Raw genomic sequence first — 12862 nt, forward strand, 5'->3', positions numbered from 1 at the left:
GGAAACAGGGACCATGCCTGTACTATTACTTGCCCTAATAGTTTTTTTAAGCGATCAGATAAGCAAGTTGCTAGTACGCCAGTGGTTACAACCAAACCAAAGCGTTCCTGTGCTAAATAATATATTCCACTTGACTTACATCAACAATCCCGGGGCGGCCTTTGGTATTTTCGCTTACCAAACCCCTTTATTTATAATCTTAACCTTGGCCGTTATAGGGATAATTATTATCGCCTATAAGCAATTTCCTATTCACAACCGGCTAAACCTTAAGCTGGCTTTGGCCCTGCAACTTGGCGGGGCTTTGGGTAACCTTTTAGACCGGATCCGTTTTGGTTATGTGGTAGATTTTTTGGATTTCCGGGTATGGCCGGTGTTTAACCTGGCCGATGTAGCCATTGTCTTGGGCGTAGGGCTTATCATATGGGAGCTATGGAGAAAGGAGGAGAAAGGGGAAGCTCAATGACTGGGCGCTTTTCCCTGGAAGTCGGACCTGAGGAAGCCGGAAAGCGCCTGGACGTGTGGCTTACCGAAAAGCTTACAGGCGTATCCCGTACACGCATCCAGCACCTGCTAGAAGAAGGCCTTATACTGGTAGACGGAAAAATAGCCAAAGCTAACCACAAGGTGCGGCCGGGGCAAAGGATCTGGGGAGAGATACCACCACCCCGAAGCCTTAAAGCCCAGCCGGAACCCCTTCCCTTGGATATAGTTTACGAGGATGAAGATTTGATCGTGGTGAACAAACCCCAGGGCATGGTGGTCCATCCGGCGCCGGGCAACGAGAGCGGAACCTTGGTGAATGCCCTCCTTTATCATTGTGGGGATCTATCCGGCATAGGTGGCGCTTTACGCCCCGGTATTGTCCACCGGTTAGATAAGGATACCTCCGGGTTATTAGTGGCGGCGAAGAATGATTTTGCCCACCGTTCCCTGGCCGCCCAAATAAAGGCCCGCCAGGTAAAACGGGTGTACCTGGCCCTAGTATATGGAGAGATTAAAGAGCCGGCAGGGAAGATAGAAGCTCCCATCGGCCGCCATCCTGTGGATCGCCAAAGGATGGCGGTTACTTTTAAAAATTCGCGCCCCGCCATAACCCATTACCGCGTTCTAAAGCGCTTTCCAGGTTTTACTTTCTTGGAAGTACACTTGGAAACAGGGCGGACTCACCAGATCCGTGTGCATATGGCTTATTTGGGGCACCCGGTGGTAGGGGATGTTTTATATGGACCGAAAAAACAGGCTTTTGAAGTTCCAGGACAGCTCCTCCATGCCGGGAAGCTCGGGTTTTATCACCCCCGTACCGGGGATTACCTAGAGTTCACAGCTCCTCTTCCCCCTGCCTTTGTACGGGTACTAGATCTTTTATCCGCCTAAACAAATCTTGACATAACCTTACTTTTTTCCTGAAGGAATTAAGGCCGTTGGTGTCAAATAATTCCTTTAATGCCAAGTTATAGAATGGTTTAAGGAGAGGTGACACCAATGGCTAAGAAAGGGAAGTTCGCTCCTATTCCTAAAATAGCTAAAGTCCAGGTTACAGGGCGGCTAGACTCCCTTACGGATCTCTTAAAATTGCGGCTTTTTGAGTATTCTCCCCAGTCTACAGAGGAGCTGGTAGCTGCGGCCCAAAAGAAACTTTTAAGCGGTCAATCCACGGCTAAGGTACAGAAAAATGTCAACCGCTGTTTAAGTAGGAATCCTTGCTTTCGCCATGAAGGCAGGGGTTTGTGGTGCCTGCGCTTAGATGGCTTAAAAGAGAACGACGCAGCCCATAGGCTTTTACAGAGCAAAGGCGAAGCCTTGCGCCTTGATGAGATCAACCGTTACTTACGAGATACAGGACAACCTGAAGTACAAGGGGAACAGAAACTGGTCCATGATGGCAGGTTTATCCGGCTTAAAGATGGAAGATGGGGCTTAATCCATTGGTCCTATGTGGAACCTAGTGAGGAAGCTAAGGGTGTAGAGGCTCCAACTACAACCTCTCCTGTTTCGCCGGAACCTATCTATCCTTTAGCCAAGCCGCCTGATGAGCCTCAAATCGAAAAAGAAGGTGATTTTTGGGATAAACTATTCCCTTTGCCCCCCTATGAAAATGGGAAGGCTACGTCCTTTGCTTCCGATTTTGCTTCGGAGGAAGTAGCAGCGGGAGCTGAGGTAGCTACCCTCACCCTTATAGAGGGAGGTAAGGCCGGGCGCGGAACCACCAGCCCCCAAGAGAACGAAGAAGTAATAGCCCTGCGCCAGGAAGTGGAAGAGCTCCGCCGGGAAAATAAAAATCTCCTAGCTGACCTAGAGAAACTCCACCAAAGGAAGGAAGAGTTGCGGCAGGAGCTAACGCAGGTAGAAGAGCAATTGGTAAACTTACGGGTAGAAAGGGATGCCCTGAAGAAAAGGGTGAGCCACCTGGAAACACGGCTTATGCAGCTACAGGGCACCTTAAATAAGGCCGTGGCCGACGCCCAGGCTGAGCAAGCCAAGTTAAAACAGCAGTTGCGAGAACAGGAATACCGGCTACAGACCACATTAATCGCCAATGAAGATCTAGAGAGAGCAGTGGCCGAACTACAACGGGAAAAACAAGAATTAAAAAGGCAGCTTTCCTTGTGGCCTGTAAGGCTAGCCCTGAAATTCTCGAGTTTCTTGGGGCTTACCTATTCCCGGCAGAAGGTGGGCTTAAGACCCTTAAACAGGTAAGGTTTTAGGACCGGGGATTATTTTAATAACCTCCGCTTTAGCAGGTATATGGGGGGATAAAAGAAAAGGGCGGCAAAGCCTATAAGCCATAGGATATGGACCCAGAGGATGCTGGTTACTTGGCCCAGGGTCAGGGACCTGACTAGCTCTACAGCATGGTATAGGGGAGAAAAAAAGGCTATCTGCCGGGTAGGGGAAGGCATACCCTGCAAGGGGAAGAAAACCCCGGAGAAAAGGAACATGGGAGTGATTACTAAAGTAAAATAGTAGCTAAAGGTTTCCATTTTAGGCACAAGCCCGGTCCACATCATACTTAACTCAGCGAAGGCAAAACAAGACAGGGCCAGTACAGGCGGGACAAGAAGGCTCCAGGAAGAAGGGACCAAACCTAAGGCGGCCACCACCAAAAGGATTACCGTCCCATATAGAACCCCTTTAAAAGTGCCGAAAAGTATCTCTCCTAAGACGATCTCTTCCAGGCTGATGGGGGTAACGATCAGGGCGTGGTAAACCTTTTGATACCGCATCCGGGTAAAGCTATCGTAGGTGCATTCCGAGGCTGTGGCCCACATGGCAGAAGAGGCGATGAGCCCAGGGGCTATAAACTGGAGATAGCTTAACCCCTCGATGGAAGGGACATAGGCTCCCAGCCCTACTCCCATGGCCCCTAAGTAAAGAAGGGGCTCTATAAAGTTAAACATGATATTGGCCAGCCACGTCTTACGGAACACTATGAAATTGCGCCAGAAAACCTTCCACGTCCGGTGGGAAAGTTCTAACCTCACCGTGTCAGCCCCCTGCCGGCAAGCTTCAAAAAAACATCTTCCAAAGTGGCTGGCCGCAGTATTTGATGGTGAAGATATTGGTGACGTTTACGCATCTCCTGCCAAATGCCGCGGCCATCATTGGTATATAAAAACAAAGTTTCCCCCACGAGCTGGTACCCTGTAAGTTTAGAGGCCAAAGCGGAAGTGATTTTTTCCGCCCAGCGCTCCTTTACAGGGGCCAGCTCTATTACTTCCTGCCCTATATGCTGACTAACCAGCTTGCCCGGTGATCCTTCGGCCAAAATCCGACCTTCGTTCATAATTAAAAGACGATCGCAAAGATAAGCGGCCTCTTCCATATAATGGGTGGTCAAAAGGAGAGTTACCCCCCGCTCTTTAAGCTGGCGCAGCTTTTCCCAGATCAGGCGCCGGGCTTCGGGATCTAGGCCAGTGGTTGGTTCATCAAGGATAAGGAGCTTAGGGTTGTTTAACAATGCCCGGGCAATGGCCAGACGGCGCTTCATACCCCCGGAAAGTTCTTCTACTCTGGTATCGGCTTTCTCCTGTAAATCTATAAAGGCTATGAGTTCTTCTGCCCTCTGCCGGGCCACCTTGCTGGGCAAGTCAAAATAGCTGGCATAAAGGAGCAAGTTCTCCTTGACGGTAAGTTCGGGGTCCAGGTTATCTTCCTGGGGGACAACTCCTAGCTGAGCCTTAATAGCCCGCTGATGATGGCGGGCATCAAGACCTAAGACGTATAGTTCTCCTGCGGTAAGTGGGAGAAAGCAATAGATCATTTTGACTGTGGTGGTTTTGCCGGCCCCATTGGGTCCCAAGAAACCAACACATTCCCGGGCTTTTATGACAAAATTTATACCCTTTACCGCTGGTATCCCATTGTAAGATTTAACTAGCCCTCTGGCTTCTACTACAATATCTGGACACATACTCATCTGCCGCGTCTTTTACCCCATCTTTGAAGCGTTTAATGGCAGCTATTATTATAGCCCTTTGCAAGATCCGCGGCAACTTGCTAGGAAAAAAGTCTTGTGTTATCTTTCGTGATAGAAACCCTGTTGAAGATTTAAAAAGGAAAGGAGCCTGTTACATGTTCATTTTTGGTAGCATTTTGAGCCCTTGGGCCTGGATACTTATTCTCGTGCTGGCTTTGGTTTTATTCGGGCCCGGTAAATTACCCGAGCTGGGTAAGGGCCTCGGTAAAGCCATCCGCGGGTTTAAGGAAGAGATGAAGGGTAAGGAAGATCAGTCAGTAGAATAGCAATAGCCGGAAATAAAAAGAACTTAATTTAACAAGGAAATAATTTAACCTTAAGGAAATAAGTGGGTAAATAAGTGGCGGGAAACACAGAAGGGAAGAGACATATTTTACCGGGATAAATTAAATACTGTTTTATTTTTCAAATGACCGAAAAGCGGAGAAGAAGCGGAGTGAAAGTGGAGAGATCCCGGTCTTCTTTGGTTTAATATAATTAAACTTTGTCCCCGCAAGTGGACTTTAAGCAGGAGCAAAGGTTGGGGAGATAGGCACTTTCCTATTTTATCCTGGGTACACTTTATAATTATCTCTACAGGCTATCCTGCCTCTGACAACACCAGAGGAGGATGGCCTTTTTGTTTTGCTCCTTTATACCTATTCCCCTTGGCCAAGTATAGGGCTAACCCATGAAACGATAAAGTATATTTGTTGCCACAATTATTGCGACACAAAAAGTACTAATGATTTACAAGGAATCTGTAATCAATCCTCGAATATAATATTGTGAACGAATAAGAGCAAAGAGAAATAGAAAATATTTTGCCACATTTTATTGCCACATTGGTTATGGTATTAACTGCCCGTACTCAGAAGCTACTAAATATCCTTATGGAAGCTGAAAAGCCCCTGACCATTAGCTATCTAGCTCACTGCCTAGCGGTTAGCCCGCGCACCATCAGGTATGACTTAGATAGGCTCAGATATTGGGTTAAAGAGCGTGGGATGAAACTGGAGTGTCGGCCGCGGGTGGGTGTGTGGCTAGAGGGGAAAGAAATTATTGGGGGAGAAGGAAAGTTTTTGCCTTTACCAGAATTAGGCACTTATGTATTTTCACCCGATGAAAGGTGGAAGGCTATTCTAGCCCTGCTTTTAAGAAGCGAAAAGCCCGTTACTGCTCATAAACTGGCTTCTGAGTTGCAGGTGAGCCGCACCACCATTCTTAAAGATTTGGAGACGGTAGAAGAATGGCTGAGATATCGCGGGCTTGAACTAGTGCGTAAACCCAAATTGGGCTTCCAGGTTTTGGGGGAAGAGATGAAATGGAGGCAGGCAGTAGCCGATCTCTTAGCTGCGGCGGCTGATGAAAATCAGTTATATAGTTATCTACAGGAGCTGTCTCCAAAATCTCCGAGCAAGCAGCCCAGAAGCTTTCTAGAAAAAATATGTTCCCTGATTTCAAAACAGGAGATCAAGGAGCTAGAAGTTATAGTTCAAGAAACAATTAACGATCTCAACTATACTGTGGCTGAGGGCAATTTTTATGGTCTTTTACTACATTTGGCAGTAGCCTTGCAGCGTATAAAGCAAGGAAAAAATGTATTTATATCTTCTGAACAGCTTGAGCAATTAAGGGCGCTGGACGAATTCCGAGTAGCGTATAAGCTTGCTGAGAGGCTAGAACGGACTTACGGCGTTAAAATCCCTGAAGGTGAAATAGGCAATATTACCCTGCACTTTATGGGGGCCAAGATGCGGCAGGGTAGTCCAGTGCAAACCTTTGCCGGAGTGGAACCTTATCTTCTCGAGATAGTTCAGGAATTCGTCCGGCATACAGGTGCTGTCTTAGGGTTTAACTTTTTCGAGGATAAAGAGTTGATTATAGCTTTAGCCCTGCACTTCAGGGTGACGTTCCACAAGTTAAGATGGGGTTTGAGCCTGCGTAATCCCCTTTTACAAGAGATCAAGGAGAAATATCCGCAAATTTTCTTTGCTGCCCGGCAGGCCGCTCGACGGCTGGAGGAAAAATGTCAGGTTGGAATACCGGAAGATGAGATCGGGTATCTGGCAGTGCACCTGGCAGCCTCTATTGAAAGGCAGACTTCTAGGGAAATCCGTTATAAAGCCCTTCTAGTCTGTGGGAGTGGAATAGGTACTGCTCAATTGTTGTTGACCATATTGCGCAAGCGTTTGCCTGAGCTGGAAATTGTGGGTCTGGGTTCAGTATTAGAGCTTCCTGAACTTCTTAAGGGAAGTCAGGTGGATTATGTTATCACTACTGTTCCCCTGGAATTAAAGAATTTTCCAGTTATCCAGGTAAATCCCCTCTTGCAGGAAGAAGATATTTTGTATTTACGCCGGAAGCTTTTGGAATCGCCCCACAAAGGAGGACCTCCGTTAATGCTAAAAGATGTTCTAACCGAGGAGACAATTTCCCTGGACGTGGAGGTGAAGGACTGGGAGGAGGCTGTACGGGCAGCGGGAAGATTGCTTGTTAGAAAGGGGGTGGTGGAGGAACGGTATGTAGAGAGCATGGTGCGCACAGTTAAAGAATTGGGCCCGTATATTGTAATCGCGCCGGGGATAGCTATGCCCCATGCACGACCGGAAGATGGAGTTAAACAAGTGGGCTTAAGCCTGGTGCGCCTAAGACCCCCAGTCGATTTCGGAAATAAAGCTAATGACCCCGTTGATATAGTTATAGCTATTGCAGGTGTAGATCGCTCTTCGCACCTGCAGATTTTGGCGCAGTTAAGCAAGGTTTTAAGCGATAAAGATAAGCTTCATGTCTTACGTCGCGCCAGGTCCGCCAAGGAAATTATCGAAGAGGTGAAACCATGAAAATATTGGCCGTTTGCGGTATGGGGTTGGGTAGCAGCCTGATTTTACGGCTGGGAATAGAGGGAGCCCTCAGAGATTTAGGGATAGAAGGGGAGGTGGAAGTAGCGGATATTGGGACGGCAAAATCAGTACCCTGTGACCTGATCGTTACTTCCGAGCAGCTAGCAGAACTTTTAACTGCTACTGGCAAACCTATTGTAGTTATCCACAATTATTTAGATAAGGAGGAGATGCGGGAAAAATTAGAAGCTGCACTTAAAGGTAAAGGGTAAAATGGCAAGAAGAACTTAGGAATGAATTAAAGAAATTTGGTAAAGGAGGGAATTAGACTTTATGAATTTTATTATAAGCTTTGTAAACGATGTTTTAGCGGTTCCTGCTGTACTTGTGGGCCTTGCAGCATTGGTAGGCCTTGTGGCCCAGCGAAAATCATTTCCCGAAGTATTAACGGGTACTACTAAATCAATTCTCGGTTTCTTAATATTGGTCGCCGGAGCCACTACACTTGTGGGGAGCCTAAATAAGTTAGGACCGCTTTTGGAACAGGGATTTGCTGTTAAAGGAGTGGTGCCTAATAACGAGGCAGTAGTGGCCATTGCTCAAAAAACGTTGGGTAGCGAGACTGCCTTAATTATGGTGTTTGGCTTTATTGCTAATATACTTTATGCTCGGTTTACCCCTTTTAAATTTATCTTCTTAACTGGCCATCATACCTTTTACATGGCAGCCTTGCTTTCTGCGGTACTCGGTACAGCCGGTCTGTCTGGTGCTTCCTTAGTAATAATAGGTTCTCTGATTCTGGGTGCTCTTATGGTTCTTATGCCTGCTTTGGCTAGTCGTTATATGGATCAAGTTACTAATAATAGCGGTATAGCACTAGGACATTTTGGTACTCTAGGGTATTGGCTTTCAGGATTAATTGGTAGTAAGGTTGGTAATAAAGAAGATTCTATTGAAAATTATAAGCTACCTAAAACTCTCTCCTTTTTTCGCGATTCCTTGGTCTCTACTTCGCTAGTAATGTTTATTATCTTCCTAATTGCCGCCCTGGCTGCAGGGAATGAGCAGGTCCTTAAGCTTTCCGGCGGTCAAAATTTGCTAGTGTTTACCCTCCTCCAGGCTTTAACCTTCGCTGCTGGAGTAGCAGTTATCCTCCAAGGGGTGCGGATGATTATTGGCGAGATCGTACCCGCCTTCCAGGGAATTGCCCAGAAGATTGTGCCAGAGGCCAAGCCGGCCCTGGACTGCCCGGTTACTTTTCCCTATGCTCCTACTGCAGTATTGGTGGGTTTCTTGTGTTCCTTTGCTGGCGGGCTAATTAGCATGTTGGCTCTAGGCAGCCTCGGGATGGCAGTTATTGTTCCGGGCTTGGTACCCCACTTTTTCGTAGGAGGTACGGCGGGCGTCTTTGGTAACGCTACCGGTGGAAAGCGGGGTTGCATACTTGGCTCCTTTGTAAATGGCATTCTAATCAGCTTTGGAGCTGCTTTCCTGTTACCGATGTTGGGCGCTTTGGGATTTGAAAATACTACCTTTGGTGATTCTGACTTCCAGTGGGTGGGTATAGTTATCGGCGCGGTGGGTAAATCCTTTAAGGGTAATGCGGTAGCTATTGCGGTTACCCTCATCGCTTTACTGGCTTTGGTCATGATAGTAGGTAGTTTAATAACCCAAAGGCGGCGGGCCGATGTCAGCAGGGAAGTTTAGGGTTTTGGACCGTAGGGAAGACCCTGCTCTTAACTAGGGTCTTCCCCTCGCCTAAACTTCGCCTAAATATTTTAAGTGTGGAGGTAGACACGAGCTTGGTTTATAAGCAGGTTGTTATAGCTAATGAGGCCGGCCTGCATGCGCGACCGGCTGTTCTTTTTGTCCAAGAGGCCCAAAAATTTAAGAGTAAGATCACCGTGCATAAAGGAGACAAGCAAGCAGATGCTAAGAGCATTTTAGGGGTCATGAGCCTTGCAGTTACTAAGGGGACCTCAATATTAATTGTAGCTGAAGGAGAAGATGAGAAGGAAGCGGTTGAGTGTCTTGTAAACCTTATCAACAATAAATTCGGAGAAGGTAGTAACGATGTTTAAAGGGTTACCCATTTCGTTGGGGATAGGTATAGGCAAGATCTGTTGGTTACGCGAAGCTCAGGGCATTTATTGCAATAAGTTAAGGTAGTGATAACCCGTTAGGCATAGGGTTGGGCGCTGGGGTAATCTATGGTAAGAACCATTAGTTTGGGCTCTATGTCAATAGTTGTGGGATCAGATTTTGGGGGCAACATCCTAGGAAGATTTTTTTGATGAAATGAATGCGATTTCTGAAGCCGAAACTTAAGCGTTTAAGCATTTTGCTTAAGGTATTTTTACCTTCTATATAGCCATTAGTGTACCGGCGACCTTGCTGGGTATATCTTACCAGGTTTAATATTTCTGACCTCCAAGACTTGATAGTACGGGCCCATATCCGTCCCTCTGCATTTTCAGCGCATTCTGCATTTATAAACCAACGGCTCAAAGCAGCTTTTGCCTCTTCTACCCGGTCCATCCTTAGAATTTGCCTTAAGTCTTCCTTTAGCTGGTATAATTCATAGAGGGACGGGTATTTATCTTTAATTTTTCTAATGCCTCTTGCTGTCTGGGAGTAAGTCTCTCTTTAGCTTTAATCAAAGGAAACCGGGGTATCTTCTCTTTGCTCGCTTCTTGCTCTATCCTCCTTGCCTCATCTAAACGACGGTTAGCATCCTGGATCACATGAAAAGGGTCTACTATTATCTTGGCTGAAGGAAATATTGCTTTGATTAACTTACGCCAAGAGTCTTTCATGTCAATTACTACCGCCTCTACTTTGACCCCAGCTTTCTTGAGCTCTTCTAGGTAAGCCTTTATAGTTGCCGTCCTCACATCCTCTAAAATAGTCAAAGGCCTCTTGTCCGGTTCCAACCTCCCTACCATGCATACAAAATCGTTCCCAGTAAAGGATAGCTCATCTAAGGTTAACACTATAGGTTCTTGAGTATCATCAAAAGGAAGATTAGGCTGGACATACTTGTCCACTAATCTTATAACCCTAGTGGGGGTAAGGTTTAACATTTGAGCCGCATAAGTAAAGCTCATCCTCTGGGCATAATAAACTACTGTCTGCACCCCTAATTTTGTAAATCTGGCCCAGGGGTTGGTACCCGGAGGACGAAGGGTATAAGTCTTACCACAACGGTAACACTTATACCGTACGGGAACCCAGGACAGAATAACCCATCTCCCATATAAGAAAGCATGATGAATTCTTCTTTCTTTTGGCTTCTGGTTTTCCTTTAAGAAGCCATGCCTGTGTAATTTGCCTTCGTTGCATACAGGACATACCTCTGGAGGGTCTACGGTTACCTTTAACACAATATCTCCTGGGTCTTGGGGTTCTTCTAAAATGGGCTGTAGTATTTTCTCAAAATTCTCTTGCTCTTCGAGGGTGAACGTGTTAATCTTGTGCATGGGGGCACTCCTTTCTTGAAGGGGTTTGTGTTTGCTAACATTCAATTTGGATGTGCCCCCGTCCTTTTCCTCCTACAACCAAAATCTACCTTCCCACTCGCTTAATCCCATCTACCCCTATCCCACACTTTTTATTATAGAGCCATTAGTTTGTTGACAGTCCGTAGAAAGGCGACTATAATTTTCCGTAGAGGTTTTATTGCACCTTAAGGAATAAGTAGGTTTAAATATGGCATAGACGAGTTAAAAAATGAAGGCCACGGAGGCTCGAAATTTCCTTCCACGGAAGGGAAGGAAAATGGTTTCGTGGCTTTTTTATTTATTTTCCAAGAGACTGATGGGGTGTGATTTTGGTGGTTATGGCTCACCGTGAATATTTTAATCAAAAAGCAGCAGAGTGGGATAGCTTATTATCCGAGGAAACAATACAGTGCTTAAAAACAATCATAAGGGAACTTGCCATTAAACCCGGCAGCATCATTTTGGACGTGGGCACCGGTACGGGGGTTTTGTTGCCTTTTCTTGTGGAAGCAACAGGTCAAGACGGTAAAGTAGTAGCGCTAGACATTGCCGAAGAAATGCTAGCCAGAGCTAAAGCAAAAAACATACATAATGTAGATTATGTTTTGGGAGATATAACCTGTACGCCCTTTGACGAGAATACCTTTGATGAGGTTATCTGCAATTCCTGTTTTCCCCACGTCCTCGATAAACCTCGGGCGCTTAGAGAAATGGCCCGCCTTTTAAAACCGGGCGGGAGGCTAGTTATTTGTCACCCTATGAGTCGGGAGGCGGTGAATGAGCTGCACAGGTCAATAGGCGGGGTGGTGGGCAACGATCTCCTTCCCGATGATGAGGAGATGCAAAGCTTATGCAGGCAGGCTGGCCTGGTACAGGTGAATATTACTAATACCCACGAAAAATATATCCTTACTGCCCGGAAGCCATAATAAGATTTTGATTTCGGAAAAGAGGATGATTTTTTTATGAACCTCCGGGAGATTTTATCCAAAATCGAAAAAGAGGAGATCATTGTAATCTGGGAAGAGGTAGCAGTTCAATTTGATAATTTGCAGCAAACGCCATTAGGTTTTCAATGGCGCGGCGAACATTATGAGGTTTTAGAGCCCCTTTTAGTATTTAAAAGCTCTGGAGGTTACTTACATTATCTTTTACTGACCAGTGGGGGCGTCTTTTGCCTGACTTTGGTACGCGATAGAGGAGATCTTCCCTTGAGTGAAAGTAGGTGGGTCCTGAGGTACCGGGTAAAAGATGATGCCCCACCCAAGAAGTCCAACGAATCTGTTCCTTTACTTGGCGGTTCTCCGAAAGCAGCTTTTTCCCTTCTCCAGGGGATAAGCAAGTCGATGCTGGTACCCCTCCCGTTATTAAACGTGGTTTATTATCACGGGCATCTTTGCCCTGAATTGGCTATAGGTTACCGTGCTGGGTTAGTTGCTCAGCAGGAATTGGGTCTTTCCCGGGAGAACGCGTATAACTTTTTTGTTCTAGCTGAAAATATGACTTCGGCCATTGATGCTCTTCAGTTTATGACAGGCTGTACCATTGGAAACCAGAACTTTTTTGTTTATGATCTGGGTAAACATGTTTATTACTTCGGTCGTTTTTCCAGTACCTTTGATGCTCAGGAAGTTTTACGGGTAGCCCTGATAAATCCTGTTATTGATCTTAAGTATAAAGGTGAAGTTGAAAAGAAAATTGTAGCCGGCCGGGCTAGTGCAACTGAGCTAAAAGAGTACCAGAAGGCTATTGACGATGCTGTGCAGGAGATATTGAGCCTTCCTGAGGAGGATTTATTTTCTAAATCAAAGGTTTCTCTACGGCTGCCCCAGGTAACTAGCCGCCACAATTACACTAAATGTTCGTGCTGTGGTGAGGTGGTGGCAGTGGAAAAAAGCATTATGGGGGAAAACAAGTTTTTATGCCAGGTTTGTGCAGCTAAAACAATTTAGGGATTATTTCTTGGGTTTTGGTTTACTTTTTTATGTTAAAAGCGGGAAAATCCTTGACATATGCAGAAGAGTAATATAGATTATAGTAAGCAGGTATCCTTTAAGTTA

At 46.1% G+C, this 12862-nt stretch carries 12 protein-coding genes and 1 pseudogene; 10 read left to right on the plus strand and 3 right to left on the minus strand.

Translation table 11 applies throughout. The features are described from left to right. Window positions 1-13 precede the first annotated feature (13 nt). From lspA to B9A14_RS05285, 3 genes are all read left to right on the plus strand, one after another. Window positions 14-466 (plus strand): signal peptidase II, encoded by a 453-nt coding sequence (gene lspA, locus B9A14_RS05275; RefSeq protein ID WP_084664531.1) that lies wholly within the window; start codon window positions 14-16, stop codon window positions 464-466. Next, window positions 463-1377, plus strand: coding sequence for an RluA family pseudouridine synthase (locus tag B9A14_RS05280; protein ID WP_084664532.1), 915 nt, complete (start codon window positions 463-465; stop codon window positions 1375-1377). Before lspA ends, B9A14_RS05280 begins: the two co-directional genes overlap by 4 nt. 108 nt (window positions 1378-1485) lie before the next feature. After that, window positions 1486-2700 carry a hypothetical protein gene (locus tag B9A14_RS05285; protein WP_084664533.1) on the plus strand — a complete coding sequence of 405 codons (1215 nt, stop codon included), beginning with the start codon at window positions 1486-1488 and terminating at the stop codon, window positions 2698-2700. Window positions 2701-2717: 17 nt separating this feature from the next. Here B9A14_RS05285 and B9A14_RS05290 read toward each other — a convergent pair whose 3' ends face one another. After that, entirely contained in the window at window positions 2718-3485 is a 768-nt protein-coding gene (locus B9A14_RS05290; protein WP_084664534.1) for an ABC transporter permease, read from the minus strand. Next, window positions 3482-4420, minus strand: coding sequence for an ABC transporter ATP-binding protein (locus B9A14_RS05295; protein ID WP_084664535.1), 939 nt, complete (start codon window positions 4418-4420; stop codon window positions 3482-3484). The genes B9A14_RS05290 and B9A14_RS05295 overlap by 4 nt, the downstream gene beginning before the upstream one ends. Before the next feature lie 23 nt (window positions 4421-4443). Between B9A14_RS05295 and tatA the strand changes: the two genes are divergently transcribed. The 5 genes from tatA to B9A14_RS05320 all read left to right on the plus strand — a co-directional run bounded on the left by tatA (window position 4444) and on the right by B9A14_RS05320 (window position 9383). Continuing rightward, the gene (gene tatA, locus B9A14_RS18215) at window positions 4444-4746 is read left to right on the plus strand and encodes a twin-arginine translocase TatA/TatE family subunit (protein ID WP_422938462.1); all 303 of its coding nucleotides are present in this window, start codon (window positions 4444-4446) and stop codon (window positions 4744-4746) included. A gap of 564 nt (window positions 4747-5310) precedes the next feature. After that, window positions 5311-7302 (plus strand): BglG family transcription antiterminator, encoded by a 1992-nt coding sequence (locus tag B9A14_RS05305; protein WP_157109782.1) that lies wholly within the window; start codon window positions 5311-5313, stop codon window positions 7300-7302. Further along, entirely contained in the window at window positions 7299-7574 is a 276-nt protein-coding gene (locus B9A14_RS05310) for a PTS sugar transporter subunit IIB (RefSeq protein ID WP_084664537.1), read from the plus strand. The genes B9A14_RS05305 and B9A14_RS05310 overlap by 4 nt, the downstream gene beginning before the upstream one ends. 61 nt (window positions 7575-7635) lie before the next feature. After that, window positions 7636-9009 (plus strand): PTS ascorbate transporter subunit IIC, encoded by a 1374-nt coding sequence (ulaA, locus tag B9A14_RS05315; RefSeq protein WP_084664538.1) that lies wholly within the window; start codon window positions 7636-7638, stop codon window positions 9007-9009. Between the two features lie 95 nt (window positions 9010-9104). After that, window positions 9105-9383, plus strand: a complete 279-nt coding sequence (locus B9A14_RS05320; RefSeq protein WP_084664539.1) for an HPr family phosphocarrier protein — start codon at window positions 9105-9107, stop codon at window positions 9381-9383. Between the two features lie 154 nt (window positions 9384-9537). Here B9A14_RS05320 and B9A14_RS05330 read toward each other — a convergent pair. Beyond that, window positions 9538-10781: pseudogene (locus B9A14_RS05330) on the minus strand (ISL3 family transposase). A gap of 359 nt (window positions 10782-11140) precedes the next feature. On the opposite strand from B9A14_RS05330, the gene B9A14_RS05335 reads away from it, so the two are divergent. Then, window positions 11141-11731 carry a class I SAM-dependent methyltransferase gene (locus B9A14_RS05335; RefSeq protein WP_084667046.1) on the plus strand — a complete coding sequence of 197 codons (591 nt, stop codon included), beginning with the start codon at window positions 11141-11143 and terminating at the stop codon, window positions 11729-11731. Between the two features lie 36 nt (window positions 11732-11767). Beyond that, window positions 11768-12754 (plus strand): FmdE family protein, encoded by a 987-nt coding sequence (locus tag B9A14_RS05340; RefSeq protein WP_084664542.1) that lies wholly within the window; start codon window positions 11768-11770, stop codon window positions 12752-12754. The last annotated feature ends 108 nt before the right edge of the window (window positions 12755-12862 follow it).

Source organism: Thermanaeromonas toyohensis ToBE (genome assembly GCF_900176005.1).
Taxonomy (GTDB): Bacteria; Bacillota; DSM-521; order Neomoorellales; family Neomoorellaceae; genus Thermanaeromonas; species Thermanaeromonas toyohensis.

Coding starts and splice junctions, on each gene's coding strand:
- B9A14_RS05335 (WP_084667046.1), top strand. CDS start 11,141: ATGGCTCACCGTGAATATTTTAATCAAAAAGCAGCAGAGTGGGATAGC.
- B9A14_RS05310 (WP_084664537.1), top strand. CDS start 7,299: ATGAAAATATTGGCCGTTTGCGGTATGGGGTTGGGTAGCAGCCTGATT.
- B9A14_RS05340 (WP_084664542.1), top strand. CDS start 11,768: ATGAACCTCCGGGAGATTTTATCCAAAATCGAAAAAGAGGAGATCATT.
- B9A14_RS05280 (WP_084664532.1), top strand. CDS start 463: ATGACTGGGCGCTTTTCCCTGGAAGTCGGACCTGAGGAAGCCGGAAAG.
- ulaA (WP_084664538.1), top strand. CDS start 7,636: ATGAATTTTATTATAAGCTTTGTAAACGATGTTTTAGCGGTTCCTGCT.
- lspA (WP_084664531.1), top strand. CDS start 14: ATGCCTGTACTATTACTTGCCCTAATAGTTTTTTTAAGCGATCAGATA.
- B9A14_RS05305 (WP_157109782.1), top strand. CDS start 5,311: ATGGTATTAACTGCCCGTACTCAGAAGCTACTAAATATCCTTATGGAA.
- B9A14_RS05285 (WP_084664533.1), top strand. CDS start 1,486: ATGGCTAAGAAAGGGAAGTTCGCTCCTATTCCTAAAATAGCTAAAGTC.
- B9A14_RS05295 (WP_084664535.1), bottom strand. CDS start 4,420: ATGAGTATGTGTCCAGATATTGTAGTAGAAGCCAGAGGGCTAGTTAAA.